Consider the following 25,838-nt stretch of genomic DNA (forward strand, 5'->3'; position numbering starts at 1 on the left):
AAAGTGCGAGTTGCCTGGATCCTGGCAGTTGTGCATTTTGTTGTTGATGGCGACAATGATCGCGTCTTCCAGTTTGGTGGTGTAGTAGTGCTCTTGAGTACCTTGAGCAGAAGTACGGTACCACTGGATAACGATTTCGCTCATGCGCTCGCCGGAAGTCAGAGCTGCTTGCAGCAGAGGCGAAGCCTTGTCGTAGACCTTGGTGATGATCACTGGCTTGTGAACGCGCTGACCGGTTGGCTGACCGGATTGCGGGTCACGCGGGATGATCACGTCGTGGCTGAAAGCCTGAACCATAACCTGGTCTTCGTGGCCTTCCTGGTAGGTGTTGCCAACGGAGTCGGCGGTGAAGGCGCCGGCAGTGATCAGGCCTTGTTTTTCGCCGGTAACCGACATGTACGCTGGTGTTGCCATGGGGTGCTCTCCTTGCGGATAAAGTTAGGGGGCCCCGGGAGGCGAAATCGCCCGGTGGGTGCCTGACTGTTATCAAGGAGCGTGCCAGGTTTTGCCACGTCCCCGGGACCCGGGGACTTCACTGTTGTGTAACGCGAGTTTGAGCGTTTTTTGATCAGCCAGATGGCTCGTAGTGCGCAAGAAGTTGCGCAGTACTGCGCAACTTCTTGCGCACTTGGCTGTAGGCCTTAAAACACATGGCCTCCAGCGGAATCGCTGAGTATTTTTACGAAACAAGTGCGCAACTTCTTGCGCAGTATGGCGTTAGGCCATGCCTAGCGAGTATTTCGTTCTACCTTCCTGAATAATGTGATGAGCGCTGGCTGCTTTCGGTCAGAAGCGGGCATTCGCAGCGTATTAAACGCCTGTTCCGGAGAGTTGTCGGTTTGCAGCCAACACCTCTAGCGGTGAATCATTCGCCATTCTTGGCTATGACAGAGACGAAGTACCCGAATATGTTGGTGTTAGTAAGTGGGAAAGTTTTGAGCATGAAGACTGCTGCCCATTCTGCGGATGCTTCTGCGGAATGAGCTGCCAAGAGTCGACTTACACGTATCACTGCCTTAATTGCGATGCTTACACTGATTTTTCTGATTTAAGCCGTACCCCTGACTTTATAGGGGATCCTGAAGAATTTTAGGCGCCACGGCGATACGGAGTTTTGTTGGTGTGAAGAGGTCGGCCTAGGTAATGCGCGACCAGCCTGGTGAGCTCAAATTTATGGCGATTGGGGGAGAGACGCCCGAGCACAGCTGGCTTCACTGCTAGCGAGAGCCTGTCCTCACAACCTCTTGCCCGGATGCTAGCCGTTCTCTCTAGAACATAGCAGAAGGCCATTGCCCCCAACGGGCGTCTACCCTTAGGCTGCACAGGCCATAAGCCTTTTTCGTGGCATCAGCCCGGTGTATGCGAACAAAAATACGGAAAGCCGGACCTAGGAAAATTTAGAATTCAAAAAGGATAAAGGGCATGGAGCAACGATCTCTTTTATATGATGCTCGATTTCTGGAAAGCTATGCTGGAGCCATTGTCTCAGATCCGGCTACTGCCATTGTAGAACTCGTTGCAAACTGTTGGGATGCATACGCCACTGAAGTAGATATTACTTGGGCCGATGCAGAGAGTAATCGCCAATTTATAATCAGAGATAACGGTCATGGAATGACTAGAATTGAGTTTCAGCATATATGGCGAACTATCGCGTATAACAGACTTTCTGTACAGGGTGCTATAACTACTCCGCCAAGCGAATTTGCAGGAGGGCCGCGGACTGTTTTTGGAAAGAATGGTAAAGGGCGATTTGCGAGTTTCTGCTTTGCTGATGATTATTTAATATCCTCGCGAAAAGATGGGCAGGAATTCGTTTGTAGAGTATATCGGACGGTGACTGAGCCCCTAGTTCTGGAGGAGGTATCTTTCACAGCATCAGGAGTTATAGGTCATGGAACAGAAATCATTGGGAATGGAAGTATTCCAACAGTCCGGTTTTCTGAGGAGCAAGCTCGCGAGCTAATTGGAAGTAGGTTCTTGGCCAATCCCGCGTTTAAAGTTTCTATTAATAATCGCCCTATAACATTTAGTGATATCCCGGAGTTACTATCTTGCGAGGTTCTAGACGTCCCAAATTTGGGGAAGGTCTCGATTCTCCATATCGACACAAAGAAGGCGGATCGTACAACTAAGCAGCATGGTATCGCATGGTGGGTACAAAATCGCGCTGTAGGTGAGTGCAAGTGGAGTCGTAGCGATTACGAAAGAGTGCTCGATGGCCGAACTTCTGAAGCAAAGCGTTTTACATTTATTGTACAGGCAGATTTTTTGAATGAGCATGATGCTGTAGCTGCTGATTGGAGCGGCTTCAAAGAAAAGAATAATGCTTGGGAACAAACGCGTCTGGCAGTGCAGGACCGCATTAGGAAAATCATACTTGATAGTGGGGAAAGTGAACGGGAAATTAAGCGCGCTGCGGTGATTGAGCGTGTCGGCAATGATGTCAATACACTGTCTTTGAGTAGTAAAGAGCGCGTAGAAAGCTTTATAAATGAAGTTGTGAATAACTGTCCGAACTTTGGTGAGGCTGAAATTGTCCAGATTTCTACAATTCTGGCTAAGTTAGAAAAGGCTAAGTCACGTTACGGCCTGCTCGACCTTCTACATAAGTGTGAGCCCCACGACTACGACGCCTTGCACGATATACTTTCGCAATGGACCGTTGGTATGGCTAAGTTAGTTCTTGATGAAATACAAAATCGATTGAAGCTTATTGCTGAGTTGAGAACGAAGATTCAAATTTCTGGTATTGATGAGGTCCACGAACTGCAGCCATTGTTTGAGCGTGGTCTGTGGATGTTTGGGGCTCAGTTTGAATCGATTGAGTTTACTTCAAATAAAGGCATGACTTCTGTTATACGGAAATTGTTTGGGGATATTAACGGTAAAGGAAGTCTTAACAGGCCTGACTTCGTAGCGTTGCCAGATTGTAGTGTAAGTTTTTTTGCTAGGTCATCTTACGATAATGAATATAACGAAGATGGCATTGCTCATGTTGTTATTGTTGATCTAAAAACCACGGACCTGCCACTGGGTGCGCGTGAAAAGAGTCAGATTTGGAAATATGTTAAAGAGTTAAAAGCAAAAGGTCACATTCGCCAACACACGCGAGTTGACGGATTTGTATTGGGAAGCATCATTGAGCAGGGTGAGGATGAATCAATAAGTCATGGTGATGAGGTGAAAATCACTCCTTTGCTTTATGAAACTATTTTGCTTCGAGCAGAAAAACGGTTACTGAACTTGTTTTCAAAAGTCAAAGAAGCTCCGTTTTTAGTTGAGCAGCAGGCGGTGCTTTCGGTGTTTTTGAATCCGATCCCTGTGAGGCAGGGGGATATGCTCGCGGGTGAATAAGATGTGTACAGATATTATGCCTTTGCTGCTGTTTCATTTTTTCTTTTGGGGAGTTTAACTTGTATAAAGTCATTCAAACAAAAATTCTAAATAAATGCTTCAGAGACCTTAAGACACATGGAAAAAAAGGCCGGGACGCTATAACTAAAGCTAGAGCAGCATTATCTGAAGCGGCTTCGGAAGGGAAGATAGAAAGCCTGCAGAGAACTAATCATGGTGAAAGTCGGATCTCAAGCGCTGAGAAATTCAACTTGGGCGACGGTTATAGGTTGGTAGTGCAATTAGTAGATGGTCACGCTAAGGTTCGGGCGTTTTTGTACGCAGGTACACATGACGACACTGAACATTGGCTTGAGCAACACAAAGATTACGTATGGGTAAAGAGCGATAAAGATAAAACTCTGGAGTTCGTTCAAGTCTCTGAGAAAGATCCTGTTAAAACTAAGGTTGTTGAACTTGATCTTGATTCGCCCGAGGCTTTAAGAGATTTGCCGCTACTTCGTAGTTTGAGTGGCGAAGAATGGGCTCAACTCAGCATCGGGGACGATTTAAGAAAGTACGTAATGGCTGTTACTGCGGAATCTTGGGAGTGTGATCCTAGTGGTGTTTTGGATTACATAGAAGAGAACGGCAGCACTGACGTCGCGATAATGTTTGATGATTTTTTTAGTCATGCTCATAAGGGTGAGTTAAGCGAGTTGGCTTTTAGAATTAAGCTCGCGATAGGTGAGGCCAGTATTAGCAGTGGCGCGGATTTAGTCTTGGATATGCAGGATCCTAGAAATAGTGAAGTTTTCGTAACATGGGAGGATGTCGACACCTTTCCGGAAGACTCGTCTTGGGCTGATTGGTTGCTTTTTCTTCATCCAGCACAAAATGAAATCGCTAAAAAGAATTTCAGAGGCCCTGCTCGTCTACGCGGAGTTTCTGGTAGTGGTAAAACATGTGTAATGCTTCATCGAGCTCGCTATCTAGCAAGAAAATATAAGTTGCCCATCCTCCTGTTAACTTTGACTGAGAGTATGCGTAAGCTTCTCGATTCTCTTGTTAAGGAGCTTTGTGGTGTTGAATCAGCGCTGATCTCTGTCCTTACAATTAACGGGCTTGCTCATAATGTGATTAACCGCCTCCATCCTGCGGGAGAGCAGAGCTATGTTTTACTCAGTGAGGAAAAGAGAAAAAAGCTGTCAAATGACATGCTGGAGTTTGTGAGGCGCCATGAAGCGTTTTCTCAAACAAAGCTTACGGGTTTAGATAGTGCAGATCTTCGTAAGTTTATCGAGGATGAAGTCTACTATATACGGAGCAGACTGCGTCCTAGTGAGTTCGATAGATATGTAGATGCCAAAAATTTCAAGCGGCATGGAAGGAAAATAGCTTTAAGCAGTGAAGGGCGCAAAGTTTTCTTAGACGCGGCAAATGAAAGAATTGAAAAGCTAATGGGTGTTAAAAGTCTTGACTATGAAGGGGTGACATCCACGGCCGCATCGCTACTTGCGACAGATTTTATCTCGTTGGATAAGGTGGGTTGGGATACTCTAAGTCCAGCTGATCTGTTTCGCCGATTTCCAAGCTACATGCCATACAGGTGCGTGCTGGTAGATGAGGTTCAAGATCTATCTCAGTTGGAGGTTTCGATGATTGCGTCCCATTCTTGGGGCGGCGAAAAATTATCGGATATTGAGGATGGTCTATTCTTGGTTGGCGATGGTGCTCAAACTATTTACAACAAAGGCTTTGTTTTAAAGTCCTGTGGTGTCAATGTTTCAAATCGAAGCTACGTTCTTAAGAAAAACTATAGAAATACTAGGGAGATAATGTTAGCTGCCTACAGTTTGATAGAGAAGTATGAATTTGCTGATGTTGATGAGGATAATATTTCAACTCCTACTAGACCCGATTTGGCGTCAAGGTGTGGTGAGAAGCCATTTCTTGTGAAGTGTAAGAGTTTCGGGGGGGAAGTTGAATTTGTTGCTGGAGTGGTTCAGTCGCTTATTGAGGCTCATCAAGGGGCTGAAGAAGATAGTTCATATCCAGAAATATGCATTATCGGGCTTACTCAGGCAGCTCGAGAAGAAATAAATTCGAAATTGAGCGGGCAAGGTATTATTTGTAGTGAGTTGAAGCAGTCTGGTGGTGTGGATACTAATAATAGTGTTGCGATTAGTACGATCGAGTCGGCGAAAGGGCACGAGTTTAAGCATGTTTTCATTATTGGTGTTGTAGAAGGTGCAATGCCCAATAAATTTGCTATGGAGAATGGAATAGCTAGAGAGGCGTCACGGCTCTATGTGGCTATAACACGTGGGCGTGACAATATTTACATATCTTATAATACCGAGAAAGATAACCAGCCTAGTCGGTTTTTAGTGGATATACAGGATCATTGTAATGATTATCTTTGGGCCAGTGGTGAGCTAGAGGCTAATATTTATGTGTGATTTGTTAATGTCGTAACGCGTCGCAGTCGATCATCAGGTTTAGCAAGAAAAATGAGCTTGGCGATGCGTGAACCACACATTCGTATCATGCGGATGTGTGGCTTTTTAGTGAGTCTGTTTCTGAGCTAATAGGCTGCTCTCTAGCTTGATGTAGCTTGTCAGAAATCATGTGCTTATCAAGACGGATATCTCTGAAGTTTTTTTCAGCTAGAGGAAGCCCGCGAGTCTGATAGCCAGTGTAGGGAGCCCACTTAGGGAGGCCCCTTCTGACCGTACGACTGAATCGCCCCTGGTTTCTTAGACGCTTTGACCGGCTGCTTTTGGCCGAACGCAGCCGCTCATGAGAGGCCGCTTTCGGCCAAAAGCGGTCATCGTATCTCTCTATATAGTGCTTCTCATGGGTTGGTAATCTAGTATCAGAAGGACTAAACCGTCCCCGATTGAGGCTACGTCACGACATGAATGAATGCGCAAATTTGATAGTGCATGCAGTCATCAAGCGAACACTGTGGTGTGAGACAAATGACAGTCGAATCATTCTGCCTCAGGACGACCTGCTAAAAAGAACCGAATCTCTCGTCATACTTGGTGAAGCAGGCATGGGAAAATCTCACCTGCTTGACTGGCTTGCAGCATCTCCAAATTACTCGCATTGCACCGCCCGCCAACTGATCAACCGCCATGATCCGAATACACTACTAGGCGATGCCCAAATCCTAGTCATTGATGCACTCGATGAGGTAAGCAGCCAGAAGGATGGAGACGGGGTGGATCTTGTCCTACGTCAACTCGGTAAGCTGGGGTACCCGCGCTTTATTCTTGCGTGCCGGGTGGCGGATTGGCGTAGCGCGACGGGTGTAGAGGCTATTCGCGAACAGTACTCTGAAAAGCCTCTAGAGCTACACATTGACCCGTTCACCGACGATGACGCTTCCGCCTTTCTCAGCGCCACACTTGGTTTAGCGGCAGCCAAAGGCGTGATTGAGCATTTCAACGCACGAGGGCTCAATGGATTGCTCGGCAACCCGCAAACTCTCGAGCTAATTGCTCGTGTTGCTGGGTCAGGGACGCTACCTGAAACGCGTAGCGAGCTTTTCGAGCGCGCCATTGAGGTTTTACGTGTCGAACATCGTGACACCAAGACCAGAAGTCAGCCAGGGAAGGAATCTGGCCTTGATGCTGCAGGCGCTGCATGCGCTGGTTTGATCCTAACTGGCAGTGAGGCCATTGTCCGGACTTCCGCAGCGAACGCTACCGAAGGTGAATTGCAACTGTCCGATGTATCTCTTCTTCCTGAAGGAAATGTCGTTGAAGCCATGTTAGGCACTCGCTTATTCAAAGCTAACGGCGTTGATCGCTTCACCTATCTTCACCGCCGGATTGGGGAGTACCTAGGGGCTCAATGGCTCTCGAAACAGGCCAATACGCCACAAAAACGCAGACGCCTCCTCTCAGTATTTCATAACCGCGGTCTTGTGCCTTCAAGCCTACGGGGTATTCACGCCTGGCTTGCCTTAGACCCGGCTCTTACCAAAGCTGTGATCACCGCAGACCCAATGGGATTGATTGAGTATGGCGATGCAGATGTACTCACGGCGGATCAAGCTCGCTTGCTTATCAGCTCTCTGGAGCTTCTGGCAGAAGATAATCCGCGCTTTCGAGACTGGGGGCCGTATGCATTACTTGGTTTCAAGCATCCAGTGGTCATCGAAGACATACGGCGATTGATCTCAACGCCTGATGCGTCGTTTAACCTCAGCCTCCTGCTGCTCGAAGCAGTCAGGGGGAGTGGAATAGCATCAGCCCTGACGGATGATCTGCGAAAGATCGTCCTTGACCCGCAAGCATTTTTTGCGTGTAGGAAAATTGCTGGCGAAATTCTCGTCGAGGTTGATGACGAGACTGTCTGGCCAACCGTCCTTTACACCTTGAGTGGTTATGCAGATGAGCTGTCTGTTCGGCTGGCAATCGAACTGGCCGATGAAGTCGGCTACGAGCAATTTGATGCCAAATTGATTGTCGACCTCGTGATTTCCTATGCAACGAGTGGTAGCCGTACGGTTGGAGTATTGATGCGCTTGGAGAGGGACCTTCCAGATGGTCAGATGAAAGATGTCCTCGATCTCTTAGCTGTATCAGTTAAGAGTCTTGATGATAGGAATGAACACCTAGGGAATGACGTGTTGACCGACCTAGCTTATCATCTGATTGTTCGCGTCGTAGAGGCTGGCGGTGTCACTGCACAACAACTCTGGTCTTGGCTGGAACCTTTCCATACCCGTGATGGATATCAACGCGATGTTCATAAGAAATTACACGAGCTCATTCAGAGCGACGACAATTTGCGGCGGTCCGTTCAACGATTAGTGTTTTTAGAGCTGCCCAGTGATCACAATCCTTTTCAGCAATCTTGGCGGCTCAGCGAACGGTCGACCGGCTTTATACCGTCAGACACGGATGTAATTGCGCTACTTAATCGGCTCGACCCCAAAGATAACGGCGACGAGCGCTGGCGCGATTTGGTCCAGCTTTCACGGCATGATGGTGAAGCAGGCGCGCAGGTACGTGCCGCTGCCCGAATTTTTGCTGCTCGCAGCCCTGATCTTTTGCAGTGGCTTGAAAAACTCGCAGACAAGACAATTCCCGAGTGGCAGATCAAACAGATCGAGAGCGAACGCAAGCGTCGCGTCGAGCAAGCGGTCCGTCATGCAGAGCACCGAAATCATTTTTCTTTTCACATTGAGCAAATGCGCTCTGGAGATTGGGGGGCTCTAGTCAACCCTGCTAAAGCTTATCTGAGCCTCTTCAACGACATTGAAGAAGCACCCGCTCATACGAGGATCGGACAGTGGCTTGGAGATGATATTGCTGAGGTAGCGCACGCTGGGTTCGAAACATTTCTAATGCTCGATTCTCCCGAACCTACTGCGCAGCAGATTGCAGAGAGCATTGCAGAAGGGAAGCATTACGAAGCAGCGTACATTATCGTTGCCGCACTCGCCGAGCGCCATCGTAAAGAAGTAGGGTTCGATGATCTTACTGATGAGCGCTTAATGGCTGGACTGTTTGAGCTTCGCCATAGCCGCATCGATGATCATGCAGGAATCTTGGGGCTCACTGAAGCTGTCGAGGCTTCGATCCAGATTCGCGGTGGCTGGCAAGGAGCAATGAAGCTCTACCATGAACCGCAATTACTGCTACGGCGCGAACGTGTAGATGGTCTCTACTCGCTGATGCACGACCAAAGTAATATCACCATGACTACCCAACTCGCTGCAGAGTGGCTGGAGCGATTTCCAGACTTACCGATAGGTCCAGAAATAGAGCTGGTTGATAGGCTCATCCGCTCCGGCCGGTTTGACGAGTTACGCCGAATCTTAGCGCTTCGATGTGCGTCGATGGACGAAGAGCGCCGTCGTACTTGGGTTGCGATTGGCGTTATTGTTGATTTCCACGCTAGTGTTACGCAGCTTGTTGCTAGGCCGATCGAACCTGAACTGCTCTGGCACATACGAAATCGAATCAGCCATCGTAACAATGATGACACCGATGTCCACCTTAATGCTGCGCAAAGCGAGTGGATGATCAATACGTTCCGACCGCTTTGGCCAATGGTGCATCGCCCGAGTGGGACTTCGTCAGGCAATGCAAATTCTTGGGATGCAAGCAGTTTCATCGTCCGACTAATCCGTCGCCTTGGCAATGACACCAGCGATGAAGCAATCGATGCACTGGCCCGACTAAGGGACACACCTGTTGATGGTTATTCTGAAGAGGTCAAGGTTGTTATTGCTGAACAGAAGCGCATCCGCGTCGAAGCGACCTATGTTTCTCCCACGCTTGCTGTTATCAACGCGATCACACGAAATCTTGCCCCTGTGTCCCTTGTGGACCTACAAACTCTTGTAATTGAAGAGCTTGCCATCGCCCAAGCGAAGATACGGAGCGACGATGCTGAGTCCTGGCGCGGATTTTATGACGATAAAAGTAATCCGTTCGTTGAGGAGCGTTGCCGTGATCACCTTCTAGGTCTTCTCAGACAAGGGGCGTCGGGATTCGCTTTTGATCCGGAAACACATGTTGCCGCTGACAAGGAAGTTGATATCACTTGTTCCGCTGGCACACTTCGAATTCCGATTGAGATTAAAGGGCAATGGCACTCCGAGCTCTGGACAGGATCAGATAGACAGCTTGATGCGCTTTACACTCCAGATTGGCGAGCGGAAGGGTATGGTATTTATCTCGTTCTCTGGTTTGGAGAACAAGAACAAGCTACCAAGAGGTTGAAAAGTCCAGGTCGACACGACCCCCTCCCCAAAACTGCCGATGAACTGAAACAAATGCTCATTGCGAAGAGCAGGTCTGCACGAGAAAGCAGAGTCGCCGTTTTTGTTTTAGATCTTGTGCGAAGCATTCCCTGTTAGAAGTAAAGCTGATGGCAGTAATATTGACGATCGTAAGATAACGGCCTATTTCTACTGAGCTGCTTTGGAGCATCGCAAACAATTCATCCAAGTGCATTTTCGAAAGGCCGCAACCAGTCAACCGAACCTCTGGTAACGAATGTCTGCTTATGGCCGTGAGCTGCCGCTTTTGGCCAGGAGCGGACTACTGCGCCAATGCTTGGACATGCATCACACCCATCAAAGTTTGCGCAGATCCAGAGACGCATTTACGTGCGCCGTCAGTCCATTGAATTCTCATGCGCCTTATCTATATAGCCAAGATCCACTCCGTTCAAGATACTGCCAGACGGGAATGTTCGCATTTACTGCCTGACGCTTTAGCAGGCCGGAGCGTTCGAGGCAACCATAGCCGTCACATAGATAGAACCAGAATTTTAGTTATTTAGGTTGCCTGCTCAATCTGCTTTTGATTCTTGATGCATATCTGCCATTTTTTTTCCAATACCAATCAAACTCGCCTGAAGTTGCTTTGTGAAATTTCCACGCATATACATATGCATTTCTGGAGCTAATGCATTAGGAAATAGAATGCACTGTTGCAACATTTGACTAAAATCTTCACATGCAGATAAAGTTTTCCACACAACATAAGACACAGCTGGCTCCAGCGGCACCACATCATTAGGGGAAATTTCCGCAGGTGTCCAAATATCCATTTTATCAAAGGGCTTATCATGTCGAGATACAGAAAACCCCCTTTCATCGACAAACACTGATGAAACAGCAGACCCATGATGTACGATATTATCTCGAAATTCCCGAAGTGAAGAGAAGAAGCTAATATGCCGTTCATACCATAGAGCCCAAGGCTCAGGCATTAAGAAACGTGTTTTCATTTCTTGTGCGTTTGAGTACTCATCATTAAACCTCATAACCTTGGTCAACTGTTTAGGAAGTTTTTTCCGCTTTACCCCATCTTGAAACTGAGTAACCTCCCACATACAACAACTGACCTCATGCAAAAGATCAAAGATACTTCTGCAAACAGAAAATAGATACTCGATTTCCGTTACAATCATCCTGCTTATTCCATGCCCCACCGCAGCTATAGCTCCTTTAAAATATTCAAGCTTTGCTATAACGGCGCAAAGATTATAAATATCATCCTTTAGTCCAAAAAGCGGCTTTATTACTCCAGGAAATGAGGCATGTTGAGCAATAAAATCAATAAAATGGAGATAAAGATCGGCAGGGTCTTCAGGCTGCTTTGAAAAATAAGATGCTTCTGATGGAAAACCCTGAATTTCCATCAAGTTGGGACCTACAGCCAACCACATCCTCCATTTTCCTTCATGATGGAATGTCAAACTTGTAAATACTCTTCCATCAAGCGAACTGGCATCGATAAACGGTATTTTTTCAAATTCGGAAACTGGAAACTGAGCCACACTGCCTCCCATGCTGATCGAAATCCACTAAAGTCTGTGAGCTTCTCACACTAGTTTGTGACATACCAAGTGCGAGGTACGGATCGGTATTTACTAATGGCTGACATCGCCGAATAGAAAAGGGAAAAGCATAGTACCGGTAGCGCCCTTTGTGGGCGGTACGTGCGGATGCTTAGAAATTGCTACAACGCATGGTGCTTTTTAGGGCATGGACAGGCTTGCTTAGGGGCAGGCGGGCGCCTAGGCCTAATCAATCATGGGTGCAACGCTAAAACGATGGGATGACTCTGATCGGGCTGAGCGCGGGATTGAGTGGCGTGTGGGGTTGAATGAGTTGAAGGTTGTCAGAGTGTGGAGTGGCTCGATGGCGGCAGGGTCGGATCGGGTTAAGTTAGCGTTATGTGTGGAGGGCAGGATTTTCTGTCGCGATATCGTGTGTCCCCTAATTTCGCTGCCTGCGTTGAGAGTGGCCCAATGTGCGTGGAATCAGTGGCCGGATGGTCGTGAAATTTCCAGGTGATCCGTCCGCCGAAATTGTTGTTGTTTTTTCACACATACATCGTGTTTATGTTTAGAAACGCCTTTAACCGGAGTATCCTTTTTTAACCGCAGCGCACATAGGAGTGGACAAGACCAAGCACCTTCAGTCGCAGGCGTATCATCTTCGATTAGGGTTGAAGCATTCAGCCTCTTTGGGGACAACAACGTCACTGTAGTTCCAAACATTAGTGACAGCGTCAATAAAACTGCAGTTGCACGGTCAGAGGGTGTCGATACCCCTCCGCATAAGAAACAAACACATATTCGGGAAAACCCGAAAAATCAGCCAGTCATGGGAAAAAAGAAGATGACAAAACAGCGCAAACCGATTTTCACCAGCTCTAACTTTCGGAAACGCGCGGCTGAAATGTGCTTGGTCTGTGCGCTGGCACTGTCCGGTCCAACGACCGTTCAGTCCTATGTGCTTTGATAGCGGGCTTCGGTGGCCACTCGGAAAAAATCAACCTTCGGCGCGTTGGTTTTCGGTTTGATTGGCTTTCCCTTGGCGTCAGTCAGTAACGCCTTTGCCCTGATCTTCAGATTACGACAGCGCAAAGTCTTGCGAGCCAGCTCCAGGAACCGCTCGGCGTACTGCGGCGCGTCGAACAATGGCGAGAGCTGACACACTGTAGACCCTATGATCCTCTCCGAACGCTTGCGAACCATCTCAAGCCACACAGGCTCCGGTAATGGCTCGACGCCGCCTGGAGCCTTGAGTTTCTTACCGGTGCCGGTCTTTATTGCGTGCTTCGGCGGTGGCGATGCCAATGGTCATGCCAAACACTGCGAATGTGGTCATGGCGATCTCCAAAGCAGGTGCCTGCTTCGCCGGCTGGCGTGATTCGTTGAAGGCAACCTATATCGGTCTGTATTTTTTAGAAGGTTATAGGCGAAATTAAATGGTAGAAGATACAATAAAAATATGAGAGGTTTAACGGCTGTCTTTGACGAGTGACTACGTATGCTTCTGAAATATTTTAACTGTGTAGTTGGATTTGTGTCGAATTGGTTATTCAGTATTTTCGTTGTTATGCTTGTGTTAGGTGCTTATTTTTTGTTTTTTGATTTTTTGACTTCGGAAATTCCAATCAAGAAATTGCCCGCGGCTGTTAGGGAGGGGACGTTTGGTGATAGCTTTGGAACGCTAAATGCTTTTTTTTCTGGCTTGGCTTTTTCGGGTGTTCTGTTGACATTGTTTTGGCAAAGAAAAGATCTTTCTGAAACTCAAAGGCAGATTAAAAGTCAGCAGGTTGAGTCTCAATTTTATAATATGCTGACGCTTCAGCATAACGTAGTCCAGGGCTTTGATTTAAAAAGAAATGGCAGAGTTACCATGGTGGGTAGAGATTGCTTTAAAACATGGGTTAAGCAGCTTAGAGAGTCCTATTCCAACTCTGGAGCCAGTCACCAAACTAGAATGGTGATTGCCTATGAGGCGATGTGGTCTCGGCATCAAGGTGATCTGAGCTTATATTTTAGAAGCCTATATTCGGTCTTTCGCTTTGCGTCAGAAAGTGAGCATAGAGAAAGCAAGAAGTTTGGTGTTGTTGCTAGATCGTTTTTGTCAGATTTTGAACTTGTTGTGCTTTTCTATAACTGCTTAAGCGAGCGCGGATGCAAGTTTAAAAAATATGTTGATGAATTTGCAATATTTAATAATCTAGATCCGCGAATGCTTTTGGATGAAGGAGATGTAAAGTTTTTAAACAGAGCTGCGTATGGGAACAGCGATGAAATATTGGCGATATATGATTCTTTCACGGTGAGTTCGCCAAAAGTTTAAATCTCAAGTTGAATCGCCACTGCTTTCTTAGGCGAACTCAAGCGGCAGCTTTTGGCCGGTAAGCGACGGTCAGGGCTAGACCGCCGCTGTGCCTATTCAAACCTCGGTCTATTCCGCCATCTCCAGGGCGTCGTCAACTTCAATTCCCAGATATCGAACGGTGCTCTCCAGCTTCGTATGGCCAAGCAGCAGTTGAACCGCTCGCAGATTCTTCGTCCTGCGATAGATCAGCGATGCCTTCGTACGCCTCAATGTGTGAGTGCCATACATGGCTGGATCAAGGCCAACGGCTTCCACCCAGCCTTTGACGATACGTGCTCGCCATCGGCGACGTCGCGCACACGAAGCCTGATTAAGTCGCAGGCCCGAAGCTTGCTGTCGATGGCCAGATCGAAGAGCGCAAGATCACGGGTTCGTTCTGCAATTTGAAGCCTTACCCGGATGGCCCAGATATCTCTCAGTCTGAGTGGAGCTTTCTGCCCGACCAGCTTTCCTTTGTTCCAAGGCTGGCGGCTGCAGGTAGCGAAGATGTTCATGACTAGTCCTCCACGTGTCGAAGGACAAGGATGGCTGACCAGAGGAAGGGTCGCTAACCGGCCAAAAGCAGTCGCGTAGGTGAGACCGTTTTCGACCCAAACCTGCCACTCGCGAGCCCGGCACCGCCATGAGGGATAAGTGTTAACCCCTGAGATCGCGACCGAGCAGGTTTCTTAGCTCACCAATTCCTGAAGAAAATCCGTGAGCGCTTTCTTTGGATCGTCCTCTTCCGAAACAATCATCTCGATTCCCCACTGACCTAGCACTTCCTGTGCAACAGGGTTCGGTCGATTCGTGAAGACGTAGGACTTTGGTCTGGCAGATGGCAGCAGCGAGCGCCCCCACATCTCCGTCAGTCGATAAAACAGAAGTCGAATGTTGAAGTCCGAAATGCTGTATCCGATGAAGAGAACAGAGTTCCCCAAGACATCGTTGCTGAGCTTGATGTCCAGCGGAGAGTCATAATTCAATCGCTGAAAGTAACTAGTTTCGTCGAGAACGATTGATGTCTCGTCATCGAAGTCCCCATGGAATTTTATGATCTGACGCCGGCCCTCAGTGGCAGATACGAGGTCGGCAACGCTTGCGATCTTATCGTATGGCACCTCGAACTTGTCGTGGGCCATTTCCAGCCATCGATCGTAGTTGGTGGTGTAGATCCGTGAAAATCGTCCGAGAGTAATCAGTCGATGGATTTCGGATGTGGAGATATCTGTACTGGGCTTGTGCCATTCGCGATCCATCCAACTCCGAAGCGGCCCAAGAGTACCTTTCTTCCTCTTGTAGTACTCCGCAAGTGCAAGCGGTGTTCCGTAAGTGGAGAAGATTTTCGGATCGTATCCCAGGTCCTGAGCGATGCGTGCGATAAGCTCGCCCCAAGTAGGCAGGCTTAGATTGGCAGACACCCCTGCACCTACAAAAAGCATCAGCTTGCCGGTGCGGTGCGCGCGTAGCAACTCAGCGTTCATCTTACGCCCTCACAAGTTTTGAGATATTCGGCGAACTGGTCTAGAGCTTTGCGGCGCATGGAAATAGCGTCCTTGGCCGGTCCCATCTCAGCGAAAGTTTGGGTGTGCCCGTTCGGGACGAAAACGCAGTCCCATTGAAAGTCAGGTGGTCCGGCCGGTACAAGAGGCACAGTTCCCTCGATGGAGCCTTCGAACAGGCGAATCTGGCGCCCATCACAATACCCGAGCACTGTTTTTGCGGTCACTGCGGCATCTCCGAGACCAGCTACAAGCTTAACGAATCGATCTGCTTCCAGCTTGTCCCAGAATATCTGGGTCAGACCCGCAGGAAGCCCATTGAGACCGCTCAGGTAGAGCCCTGTGTGCTCGACGAAAAGCGGGCGACCTATAGCCTCAAATGCCTTGGTCAACTTGTCCCGCACCAAGCGGTGGACATCCTCGGTTTGCAGCTCTTCAATTTTCCGTGACACCGACACGACTTCCACTCCGACAGGGGCAAGAATTCGCTGCACCTCGTTGACCTTGTGCTGATTTCCGGACATGAATCGGATTTTCAATTTAGACCCTCTATGAATGAGTACCGCTTGGCGATGTCGAACTGTTCGGAAATATCATTGGCGGAGAGCCCCTCGGTCATCGCCGTCGCATGATCATCTGCTAGGCCTCGCTGATGAATCGCTGGGTTGTCCGAGCAAATTACAAAAGGGACCTGGTGACGCCGAAACTCCAACAGAGGATGGGCCTCGTCGACAGGAACAGCTCCGGTGAGCCTGTTGCTGATTGGGCATACTTCGATGCAGATATCCTGTCTTGCCAAGAGATCTAGCAGGTGAGGGTCTTTGCTAGCAGCTGTTCCATGGCCAATACGATCTGCGCCAAACAACTCCACAGCTGACCGAACGTTTTCAACGCGACCAGTTTCGCCCGCATGGATGGTGATCCCGAATCCGAATCGATCCTTCGCCTTCCGAAATAGCGACGGTAATTCGGCTGGATACGCAATTTCCTCATCGCCCGCCAGATCAAGCCCCACCACATCATCCGGTTCACCGAGATCTTGGTAGGCCTGTAGAAGTGTGGACAGGCCAACCGAACTGTAGTCGCCGCGTGTCACGGTGAGGACCAAGCCGAGACGCATACCGAAGCGGTCAGATGCAGTTCTAGACGATTCCAAAAGGCGCTCCAAGGCTTGAGCGGGCGAGCAATTTTGCAGAGCGGCAAGGTACAAAACGCTGCTTCGGAGTTCTACAAAGCGCACATTGTTCTGCGCGAGGCTCGAAACGACTGCCAAGGAAAGGCGATCCAGGTTCTCGCGTTTTTTGGGGAAGAGCCGCAACACCTGCCAAGGGGTCAGGTATGACGCCAACGACTGACACGGTGTGTGTCGCAACATGTCCCGCTCAATCAGAAAACCAGACGGCAGCTCTGTTAATTCGTCCGCAAAAATGTCTTGAATAGTCGAAACTGGAATGGCTCCGTTCATGTGTACATGAAGTTCTGCGCGATCCCGCTCGCTGAGTTCCACCGCGAGGCTCTTGTGCACAATCTCACGCCCGAGGCCCCCATTCGGCGTCTTTGCTAGGTCAATCTGGCATTGATTCAATCGCTATCCTTAGTCGCTAGTCGTGAGTCTCGTTTTCACGCATCTCGACTGCCTTCCTGTTTAAGATAATCCCAAAAAGCCATCATCCTATGTATCAGTTGGTCAGGTAGTACGTCTAGAGTTGCTGACTCAGCATTTCTCTACAGCCAAGGCTCCAGGGGTTGGCTCTTTAGAACCAAATGTGGGTCCGTGGTAGTTGAGAAAATGGTCATTTAGTGTCGCAACAATAATGCGGTACGCAGCGCCCCGGGGTAGATGGATTTCAGAGCAGCTTAAGCCGGAGACTCCAGCTATCTGATGGTTGATGACCGGTTTTCGCCGCTTTCTGCCTGTCGCGAGGGACTGAAACCGGCCAGAATCGGCCATTCGGGACCGACAGCAATCGACCTTTTACTGCCTGTGATCCAAGCGACTGGAGGCCATGATTACTTCGGACAGGAATATTTACATCGTTCGATGGGATGAACGTGTCAGAAGCTAACAGTCCAATTAAAGTGACCATTTACAACGTGTCACTAAGCCCTATAGCCCAGCGGCAGCTTATTGGCACTGATTTTGGCGAGCTGGAGCTCAAGGGTACTGTTCAGCTTTCGAGATCCGTATCCGGTGGTGGGTTATCGCGATATTATAAAGAAGAGCATGCTACATGCTTAAAAATAGTTAGCCAAGTTAGCATGTATTATATCTTGGTTATCTATGAATTATGCTCATTACATAATCGCCAAAATCACGATCGTTTCCCGAGTCATTCCAATCGATAAATAGTCTATCGGTTTGATTTCCATCCATTGTTATTCTTCCATGATTTGGGTCGGAGTGAAGCATCTTATATCCTGCTTGTCCAATGTAAAAGCTAAGAGAACCCATTGCTATCAAATCATCATGGAAAATAAACTTATACAAATCCAAGGCTCGGATATTTGAGGACACTTCGTTGGTAGCTGAGTCCGAACTGATGTACCCGAACGAGGCGCCAGAGTCTGTGCCAAAAGATTGAAGCATATATTCTACATAGCCATTTGGTTCGTGTGTGATTGAGGTTCCGTTCACTGTGAATGCTGGCTGGGAATTGAAGGTTGTACATGTAATCTGTCTAGATAGTCGGCATGGGTGAATATTAGATGGGCCAAAGTATTTTAGTCCCTCTCTGGTGGCCATGTAAAACTCAGTGCAAACCTTATCTGGAGGATCCAATGGGAAGTCGTAGACTAGTGCGTATAGATGGGTGATTTCACTTGTATCAAGGATGGGTGTAGCGTGTGGCCCGTAAATTAGACTATTCAAAATGATAGAAATATTTTCAGTATGAGTGTTGTTTGTGTTGCTCCCTGTTGGACTTATGCTTGGAACTTTTTCAATAGATGCGATTCGGAAATATCCGACTTGAGTGGGCATTTTCCCCCATACGACAACCATGAGGGATGCTCCAATAGAATCAACATCTCCATGGTTAACGATTGTTGTTTCTATCTCAAGGCTTGTATTCGTGACACTGGTTAAAATAAAATTATTGGATCTTGACCAACTGTAGTCTAAGTCATGGAGTGACCTTCCAATCATGATTTTCGAAAGTCTATCACTGTCAGTGACGGTTAATAATGGCCCATGTAGGGTGCCTCCACCTTCATCCTGCTTTTCGAGGCTTTCTAGCAGCAAGTTGTTACTACGCCTTAGATACATGGTTTAGTCCTCATGGGCAAAATACAAAGCTTGCAGTACTCCATGGTTTTGGGTCTCTAGCTATCCATGTAGGCCAGGCATAACCTCTGTCACCGTCCAGATTAAAGTTTGGGAGAAAAACACCTCTATTGATTTGGAATTGGTTGCACAGCAATGCACCAAATTCTGGAATAGAGGCAATAGGCATGTCCTGATAAGTGCATAAACCTGCAACATCATTGGAAGTAATGCCTGAAATTTTTTTTCCAAAAAAAAGATTGGTTGCGTCTCCGTATTCAACATGGTTCTTCATTATGCGGCATCGAGGAGATTCCAATCTCACGGAGCTCCCGTAATCCATGGAGTACGGATGTACTAGATGATAGGTTTGCTCCACATTTGTAATATGTAAGAAGGGGGTGCCAACCTCTTGGAATGTGTTGTAGTCAGGGGATGTTATACCTCCGAAATATTTATCTACTTGGTCCGGTGTTGGGTGTACATATCCCGCCATGACAAGTGCCAATCTGGACATATCATAAAGTTGATATAACACTAATGACAGCTTCCACAGCAAATAGCGAGCCGGTGTGGTCGCTATTCTGGCCGCAACAGCTACTAAAATCGTCGCGATCATAGTTGCCAATTCTGCGAGCCAGATAAGATAGCTCAACAACCCCGCTAAAAATGACTTCCAGCTTTTTGGATCATCTATTCTTATAGTTGGTGCTCGACCTAAATTGGGCTGACGATCCAATACACTTTTGAGTTTTTGTTGAATCCATACGTCCAGGTCAAACCAGTCAAAATCATCGGGAGGTTTTGGTAAGTTAAGCAATGAATTGTCAGTTGCTCCAAGTAAATATTTATAATAAATCTGATACATTTCATTGACATCTCCTGAGGTTGGGATGCCTGAGGATATGTTCAAGGTTTTATAGGTTTCTTGGTAGCATTCCGATAGAAAATCGCACAAATTCTTAGGGATTTCTGGTTGGTCTGGATAGTATCCAGCAAAATGAACTAGTTTATGACACGCACTTTCGAGAAGATTTTCTCCTTTCTGTTTCTTCCAAAAGTGAGTGTCGTAAATACGCTCCACAAAGTTATGCCTGCGCCAGTGGTTCCGATATGGTCCTCCAGCAATCAAGTTAATATAGGGGTGCCCAACGATGTCAGTTGCCATATGGGTGAGATAGCCCAAAGTGTAAGCTCTAAAAGCCGGATTACCTTCACTTTTTTCCCATAGGCACCTTGCAAACTCAGTTGTTCGATGTTGATGAGCGATATCGGCCCACCACCAATTAATTATATCTGCTTCATAAGGTTTGCTTGCAATTGGAGGGGCGAACACTTCAAAAAAGTCGATGTTTGAGGTTGCTAATTTAGCGATGTCAGCGGAAATTGTACCCTTTATTAGTTCCACGTTTGCTTGTAGCGCACTTGCTAATCCTCCTGTTAGCCAGTCCTCTACATTGTTTTGTGCAGAGACTGCCGTGTTATATAGACCTACGACATCCTTTAATTCGTCAATTAAAGAAAACCAAAGATGTCCTACTTGTCCGGCTGGCCCCCAATCATTTTTGTAAAAATATAAGTAGTCAGGCCCCACACTTCCGAAGTGTGCGTGCTCCGGAAAGTCATCCATGAGCTGTTTTAACTCGGGAGCAAGCGAATCCTTTATCGCTCGCATAGTTAGGAAGTGCGTGAATACTCCAGGCATGATGCATGCTCCGAATAAGGCTGTCAGGCGACCGACTTCAAATTCGAATGTAGACGCCAGAGAAATGCAGCGAGTGATATTTTTTTGTTTTATTATATTATTTTGTTATATATGCTAATTCAAATTTCACTCAGCCTAAACACACAGGCTCTCTTTAGTTTCAATTTTTTAACATATCACGTTGATGCCTGCTTCTTTTGTAGCCATGGCGTACTTCCGGTCAGCCTCCAAGTCTTGCAAGGCATTCCCCCGCCTCGAAATGAAATGCGTCATAGGAGCCCAGGTCAACATTCTCGAGGATCCTACTTTCGATTAACTGTGCCACATCATCAATCATCGCACATTCCTAGGCGGCCCCAGCGGGGCGTCCTGGCACGAGCAGTTGGTTGTGCTCAAAGCAAAGACGTCTCATAAGCTCAGGCATCGACTCATTCATCACTTTGTCTGTACCTGACACCCAAAGCGTAATGTCGCCGGATAACACCATTGGCTGGATCGGCAACGGTGCTGTTTTGGCTTCGAGAATCGATAAAGTAACTGGTAAGCCAAAGGGTGGTTTTTTTAACCTCGGTCAGCTCAGCTTGGCGATGATGGCTATTACTGCTGGTAAAGTTGAGATGCAGGATACTATTTCAGGCAGTTTGGGTGGCTGCTATTGGCCGATTCTGTTGAAAAAGTCGGCCATGGTTGCCACGGCAGAAAAGTAAGCGCCTGAGATTGAAATCCTCACTTTGGGCAGAGGCTTCCAGGCTCAGATATCACGTAGCAGCGTGTAAAAAAGGCGTTTTCACCGGCCAATATTCAGGCCATTTGGGCGAACCGACTTTTTCAACAGAATCGGCCGAAAGCGGTCGCTTGCCGATGCCCGCTTCTGGCCGAAAGCTGACGACCATGACTAACCGCTTTTGGTCGGAGTAGGACGACCGCCGCCTGCTAGGCATTCCTAGGACTGCCGTATACGCATAATTGCATCTGTAATCGCTTTTGCGTTTGTGTCTAAGGTTTCCATAGACATCACAGCGTTATCTGCAACTACCTGCACGCCATTAGCCGAAATCCACACGGCGACCTCCTCTATTGCAGCCGCCAACGCATGCTGGTTGTGCAGGAGCAATGTCAAAGCATCTGCCGTTGCGATATTGGAGGCTGAGTGATCTGCCATAAAATCGTCCTTGAGAGATGGGTTCGAAAAGCTTAGTACATGCTGCGGGATTGCATCGGCTTAACACATATGCAACAGACATCTTTAGCGCACCACAATGGTGGGACAGCCCGGTATCAGATCTCACGGAGCGATGGCAAAAGAGTGTTCATTGGACCAGCATCGCTATCCCCGTTTTTGACAGTATCAGTAGTGCCCAGATCGTCGCCGATAACGCTTGCTTTAGAATTGCTACAGAGAAGGGAAGAAATCACGGAGTCTTCGAGGAGGGGCACCTAGCTGGTACGATGCTGGTACAGGGCTTTTTAAAGCGGTCTTTTGGCCTTTATTATCTGGGGCAGGGACCGACGATGGGTCCGATCCATCATGGGAATGTTTGAAGGAATCGAATCCCTAGCCGCGAGGGAGAGGGATTTTCCAGGAGCATAGTCATGCGAGTGGCGATAGATAGAGTATTAGATCGGCGAGGGGGGCACGAGACGGCAAAAACTCATCCTCATTTCAGCCGTCTGTTTCGGAACCATGGCCCAGCGGAAAAAAAGCCGCTCACCACCAAATAGTCCATCCTTAACAACCCCCAGAGTCTGATTGTCAGTAGGGCGCGTTTCAAGGATCTCACCGGCGATGAAATATACGTTCCCTTTCTTGACGGTGAGATTGAAGCGGTCTCCGATGAAAGGGCCACCAAGCGGCGGAGTTTTGGCCTCAAAAGTGTGGGAGCCCTCAGGCACCTGGAGTTTCAGATAGCCGCCAGAAGGCAGCTCTGCCACTTGCTGATCATCTAGTTTGATATACAGGGTCACTCGGCGAGCAGCGTTGTGTAATGGACGAAACACGTAGACTGTAGCGCTATCAGAGTTTACTTCTGCCGGCCCTTGATAATAAGGCCGATTGTCTAAAGATGGACCGCTAGAGCAACCTTGCAGCAAGCTTAGGATGCCCATCAGGCAGCTAAAAAAAACAATACGGTACATCAGAAAGATTCTCTTTTCGGAATTCAGAAAAGCGTTAGTGGTGGGATCAGCCGTTGCCTGATCTCACCCGGAGAATTTTGCTATGCGAGGATGCGCTAATTCGCAGAGTTGCAAAGCTGGAGAAGGATATCCCGTACCAATTTCTGTACCAGTGGCCGTGTTTTGGCATGGGTTTCCGGGTGTTGGGTGGAGCTAAGCCCTTGATTTCATTGACCCTGCTAACCTACCGAATACCCCGAAACATGGCGGTGTAATTCTGTTCCAGGGACATGAAACTACCTGTGGGGATTTTCGCAAAGGGCAAGGGTACGGTGGCGGACACAACCCTGCAAGTTCGGTGTGAAAGCTTTATTCGTCGCGGCCTTCCATCATGGTGCGTTTGAGCATCACGTAAACGGCGCCGGCGCCGCCGTGGCGGGCCTGGCACGAGCAGAAGCCGAGAACCTGCGCGTGCTGGCGCAGCCAGGTATTGACGTGGCTCTTGATCATCGGTCGCTTGCCATCGAGGCGCACTGCCTTGCCGTGAGTCACACGCACGCAGCGGATTTCAAACTTTGTCGCTTCGGCGAGAAAGGCCCACAGCGTTTCCCGGGCTTTTTCCACGGTCATGCCGTGCAAGTCGAGGCTGCCTTCGAATGGAATCTGCCCGACCTTGAGCTTGCGCATCTGACTTTCCTGCACGCCGTCGCGGGACCACATCAGCTCGTCTTCCGGGCCGACGTCGATTACGAACTGGTCGGACAGGCCGTCGATGATGGTGGTGTCGCTGCGCACGGTCGCGGACTGGCGCAATTTGGCGATCTGCGCGCGGTCAGCCTTGGGTTTGCCGGTGTCGGCGCGGTCGTGCTTGATCGGCTTGACGCCCTGGATGGCACTTTTGAACAGAGAAAAATCGTCGTCTTGCATGTCAGCCTCCGCGAAGGGCGGCCAGTTTACCCAAGTCGACACAAAACGGCCCGGCAAAAAGCCAGGCCGTTGAGTCAGTCGTGTTTTTTCATCAGGTGCGGGGACATGTTCAGTTCCCGCGATTGCCGTGCGCGACGGCGGCAGCGGCGCCATAGCGCAACGCCGAAGTACAGAAACAGCAGACCGACCGCCAGCATGATGGCCGAGCCCAGCGGCGAAGCGTTCAGGTCGCCAAGCGCCGGTGGGCGCCCGAGCAGGCTGGCCGCGCCGGCCATCGCCAGCAGCACGCCGAACGTCGCCAGAATGGCAGCGATCGCCGCGCCAAATCGAAAACGCCAGTTGCTTTGGCCTTTGGGCCGCAAACGGCGTGCGTCAAATCCATCGGATAACTTCATTCCGACCTTCCTCAATGGTATCGGCCCTTCGACCGGGAGTTGACCGGGTTGTTCCTGAGGCTATGGCATTTGCGGCAAATCAGCGGATATAGCGGATGAGCGGCGCCAATGCACCGCTCGCAGGGCAGGATCAGACCAGATCTTGAGTCTTGGCCAGCGTGGCGAAATTGTCGGCCATGATCGCCATCTCAGCTTCCTGTACGCGTTCGGCGCTGAGCACGCCGCCCTTGAACGGCAGATCGCGAGTGGCACAGGCGTCTTCCACCAGGGTGCAACGGAAACCCAGGTTTTTTGCCGCACGCACCGTGGTGCTGACGCTGGAATGGCTCATGAAGCCGCAGACGATCAGGTCCAGCGAGCCGAGGTTTTGCAGGCGATCGAGCAGTTCGGTGCCATGGAATGCGCTCGGCAGCAGCTTGCCGATAATGGTCTCATCGCCCTGCGGTTCGAGACCGGGGATGAATTCGCCGCGTTCGCCCTGAGGGTCGAACAGGCCACCAACGGTGCCGAGATGACGCACGTGCACGATCGGCCGACCGGCGGCACGGGCTGCGGCAACCACTTGTTTGATGTTCGCGACGGCCGCGTCCATGCCGCTCAGGGCGAGCGGGCCACTGAGGTATTCTTTCTGGGCATCGATGATGACCACGGTGGCATGGCTCAGTGTGGCCGCTGCGTAACCGCGACCGCTGAGTTGAAACATCGTTTTTGGAACGGACATTCTGGGGCTCCTCGGGGTGGGGCTTTTGCGACATTGTCCTCTGGCTGAGCGGTTCTGTGAATCGCTACCATCGTAGGCGCCGTCATTCTTGGCCTGCAGCCTTGTCAAGTTACACGTTCCGTTCAATGCCTGATGCAAAAAAAAGAAAACTCCTACCGTCGCCGGGTTGCTTTTCCTGCGTCGTCGTCACGCGTTTTGGCTGGTAGAATCGCCAGTCGTTTTTTCTGGAGTTCTACGCCGTGATCACTTCCCGACTTCGTACCCTGCGCGACCACATCCGTTGGGCCGTCAGCCGCTTCCATGGGGAGGATCTGTTTTTCGGCCATGGGACTGACAACGCCTGGGACGAAGCGCGGCAGCTGGTGCTGGGCGCTTTGCACCTGCCGTGGGAAATCGCCGACAGCTACCTCGATTGCGCGCTGGAAGATGATGAGCTGGTCAATCTGCAGCGGTTGCTCAAGCGTCGTATCGAAGAGCGCATTCCCACCGCGTACCTGTTGAGTGAGGCGTGGTTCTGCGGGATGTCGTTCATCGTCGACGAGCGCGTGTTGATCCCGCGTTCGCCGATCGGCGAGCTGATCGAAAACCGCTTCGCTCCCTGGATCGGCAACGAGCCGGCACGCATTCTCGATCTGTGCACCGGCTCCGGTTGCATCGGCATCGCCTGCGCCTACGAGTTCCAGAAAGCCGAAGTGGTGCTCGCGGATCTTTCGTTCGAAGCGCTGGAAGTGGCCAATCAGAACATCGAGCGCCACGGCGTCGATGAGCGGGTTTATACGGTGCAGGGCGATGGTTTCGGTGGGCTGCCAGGGCAGCGTTTCGACTTGATCGTGTCGAACCCGCCCTACGTCGATGCGGAAGATTTCGCCGACATGCCTGAGGAATATCAACATGAACCGGAACTGGGCCTGGCCTGCGGTGACGACGGCCTGAATCTGGTGCGGCGAATGCTTGCCGAAGCGGCGGATCACCTGACCGAGAAGGGCTTGTTGATTGTCGAGGTGGGTAACAGCCAGGTGCATGTAGAAGCGTTGTACCCGGAAGTCGATTTTGCCTGGCTTGAGTTTCAGCGCGGCGGGCATGGTGTGTTCATGCTGACGGCAGAGCAGTGCCGCGCACACCAAGCCTTGTTCGCCTCCCGCGTCTGACTGTTAGAACCTTCGCGAGCAGGCTCGCTCCCACTCTGGAATGCATTTCCCTGTGGGAGCGAGCCTG

General features: G+C 49.4%; 19 protein-coding genes and 1 pseudogene. 7 read left to right on the plus strand and 13 right to left on the minus strand.

The window, feature by feature from the left end; genetic code table 11:
* Positions 1-414, minus strand: a 414-nt coding sequence (locus tag HU727_RS21335) for an Hcp family type VI secretion system effector (RefSeq protein WP_217847140.1), incomplete at its 3' end; no start/stop codon positions are given.
* A 1,008-nt stretch (positions 415-1,422) separates the two neighbouring features.
* Between HU727_RS21335 and HU727_RS21340 the strand changes: the two genes are divergently transcribed.
* The 3 genes from HU727_RS21340 to eruA all read left to right on the plus strand — a co-directional run bounded on the left by HU727_RS21340 (position 1,423) and on the right by eruA (position 10,222).
* Positions 1,423-3,357: an ATP-binding protein gene (locus HU727_RS21340; protein ID WP_186534076.1), complete on the plus strand. Its 1,935-nt coding sequence runs from the start codon at positions 1,423-1,425 to the stop codon at positions 3,355-3,357.
* Between the two features lie 59 nt (positions 3,358-3,416).
* The gene (locus HU727_RS21345) at positions 3,417-5,798 is read left to right on the plus strand and encodes a 3'-5' exonuclease (protein WP_186534075.1); all 2,382 of its coding nucleotides are present in this window, start codon (positions 3,417-3,419) and stop codon (positions 5,796-5,798) included.
* A gap of 458 nt (positions 5,799-6,256) precedes the next feature.
* On the plus strand, positions 6,257-10,222 hold the full coding sequence (eruA, locus tag HU727_RS25785; protein WP_225919879.1) for an NACHT domain-containing antiphage protein EruA: 3,966 nt from the start codon (positions 6,257-6,259) through the stop codon (positions 10,220-10,222).
* 437 nt (positions 10,223-10,659) lie between these two features.
* Here the strand turns inward: eruA and HU727_RS21355 are convergent, their stop codons facing one another.
* The gene (locus HU727_RS21355) at positions 10,660-11,652 is read right to left on the minus strand and encodes a hypothetical protein (RefSeq protein ID WP_186534074.1); all 993 of its coding nucleotides are present in this window, start codon (positions 11,650-11,652) and stop codon (positions 10,660-10,662) included.
* Positions 11,653-13,153: 1,501 nt separating this feature from the next.
* On the opposite strand from HU727_RS21355, the gene HU727_RS21360 reads away from it, so the two are divergent.
* Entirely contained in the window at positions 13,154-13,975 is an 822-nt protein-coding gene (locus tag HU727_RS21360; protein WP_186534073.1) for a putative phage abortive infection protein, read from the plus strand.
* 108 nt (positions 13,976-14,083) lie between these two features.
* On the opposite strand, the pseudogene HU727_RS21365 reads toward HU727_RS21360, so the two are convergent.
* The 4 genes and pseudogenes from HU727_RS21365 to HU727_RS21380 all read right to left on the minus strand — a co-directional run bounded on the left by HU727_RS21365 (position 14,084) and on the right by HU727_RS21380 (position 17,083).
* Positions 14,084-14,511 (minus strand): annotated as a pseudogene (locus HU727_RS21365) (tyrosine-type recombinase/integrase).
* A 174-nt stretch (positions 14,512-14,685) separates the two neighbouring features.
* A complete protein-coding gene (locus HU727_RS21370; RefSeq protein ID WP_016774189.1) occupies positions 14,686-15,480 on the minus strand; it encodes an SIR2 family protein in 795 nt (264 codons plus the stop codon).
* Positions 15,477-16,037, minus strand: a complete 561-nt coding sequence (locus tag HU727_RS21375; RefSeq protein ID WP_186534072.1) for a non-canonical purine NTP pyrophosphatase — start codon at positions 16,035-16,037, stop codon at positions 15,477-15,479. Before HU727_RS21375 ends, HU727_RS21370 begins: the two co-directional genes overlap by 4 nt.
* Positions 16,034-17,083 carry an adenosine deaminase family protein gene (locus tag HU727_RS21380; protein WP_186534071.1) on the minus strand — a complete coding sequence of 350 codons (1,050 nt, stop codon included), beginning with the start codon at positions 17,081-17,083 and terminating at the stop codon, positions 16,034-16,036. Before HU727_RS21380 ends, HU727_RS21375 begins: the two co-directional genes overlap by 4 nt.
* A gap of 461 nt (positions 17,084-17,544) precedes the next feature.
* On the opposite strand from HU727_RS21380, the gene HU727_RS26255 reads away from it, so the two are divergent.
* The gene (locus tag HU727_RS26255; RefSeq protein ID WP_496197707.1) at positions 17,545-17,844 is read left to right on the plus strand and encodes a hypothetical protein; all 300 of its coding nucleotides are present in this window, start codon (positions 17,545-17,547) and stop codon (positions 17,842-17,844) included.
* Here the strand turns inward: HU727_RS26255 and HU727_RS21385 are convergent.
* Positions 17,774-18,763, minus strand: coding sequence for a hypothetical protein (locus HU727_RS21385; protein ID WP_186534070.1), 990 nt, complete (start codon positions 18,761-18,763; stop codon positions 17,774-17,776). The two genes, HU727_RS26255 and HU727_RS21385, sit on opposite strands and share 71 nt — an antisense overlap.
* A 10-nt stretch (positions 18,764-18,773) precedes the next feature.
* Positions 18,774-20,465: a zinc dependent phospholipase C family protein gene (locus tag HU727_RS21390; protein WP_186534069.1), complete on the minus strand. Its 1,692-nt coding sequence runs from the start codon at positions 20,463-20,465 to the stop codon at positions 18,774-18,776.
* A gap of 467 nt (positions 20,466-20,932) precedes the next feature.
* Between HU727_RS21390 and HU727_RS25790 the strand changes: the two genes are divergently transcribed.
* Positions 20,933-21,172 carry a hypothetical protein gene (locus tag HU727_RS25790; protein WP_225919880.1) on the plus strand — a complete coding sequence of 80 codons (240 nt, stop codon included), beginning with the start codon at positions 20,933-20,935 and terminating at the stop codon, positions 21,170-21,172.
* Positions 21,173-21,408: 236 nt separating this feature from the next.
* Here HU727_RS25790 and HU727_RS21400 read toward each other — a convergent pair whose 3' ends face one another.
* The 5 genes from HU727_RS21400 to HU727_RS21420 all read right to left on the minus strand — a co-directional run bounded on the left by HU727_RS21400 (position 21,409) and on the right by HU727_RS21420 (position 24,623).
* Positions 21,409-21,627 carry a hypothetical protein gene (locus HU727_RS21400; protein ID WP_186534068.1) on the minus strand — a complete coding sequence of 73 codons (219 nt, stop codon included), beginning with the start codon at positions 21,625-21,627 and terminating at the stop codon, positions 21,409-21,411.
* A gap of 455 nt (positions 21,628-22,082) precedes the next feature.
* Positions 22,083-22,601: a DUF2846 domain-containing protein gene (locus tag HU727_RS21405; protein ID WP_186534067.1), complete on the minus strand. Its 519-nt coding sequence runs from the start codon at positions 22,599-22,601 to the stop codon at positions 22,083-22,085.
* A gap of 348 nt (positions 22,602-22,949) precedes the next feature.
* Entirely contained in the window at positions 22,950-23,507 is a 558-nt protein-coding gene (locus HU727_RS21410) for a Smr/MutS family protein (protein WP_122747072.1), read from the minus strand.
* 74 nt (positions 23,508-23,581) lie between these two features.
* The gene (locus tag HU727_RS21415; protein WP_186534066.1) at positions 23,582-23,902 is read right to left on the minus strand and encodes a hypothetical protein; all 321 of its coding nucleotides are present in this window, start codon (positions 23,900-23,902) and stop codon (positions 23,582-23,584) included.
* A 130-nt stretch (positions 23,903-24,032) separates the two neighbouring features.
* Positions 24,033-24,623, minus strand: a complete 591-nt coding sequence (locus tag HU727_RS21420) for a cysteine hydrolase family protein (protein WP_186534065.1) — start codon at positions 24,621-24,623, stop codon at positions 24,033-24,035.
* 239 nt (positions 24,624-24,862) lie between these two features.
* Here HU727_RS21420 and prmB point away from each other — a divergent pair, with 239 nt between their 5' ends.
* The gene (prmB, locus tag HU727_RS21425; protein WP_186534064.1) at positions 24,863-25,771 is read left to right on the plus strand and encodes a 50S ribosomal protein L3 N(5)-glutamine methyltransferase; all 909 of its coding nucleotides are present in this window, start codon (positions 24,863-24,865) and stop codon (positions 25,769-25,771) included.
* Positions 25,772-25,838: the final 67 nt, after the last annotated feature.

Source organism: Pseudomonas khorasanensis (genome assembly GCF_014268505.2).
Lineage (GTDB): Bacteria > Pseudomonadota > Gammaproteobacteria > Pseudomonadales > Pseudomonadaceae > Aquipseudomonas > Aquipseudomonas khorasanensis.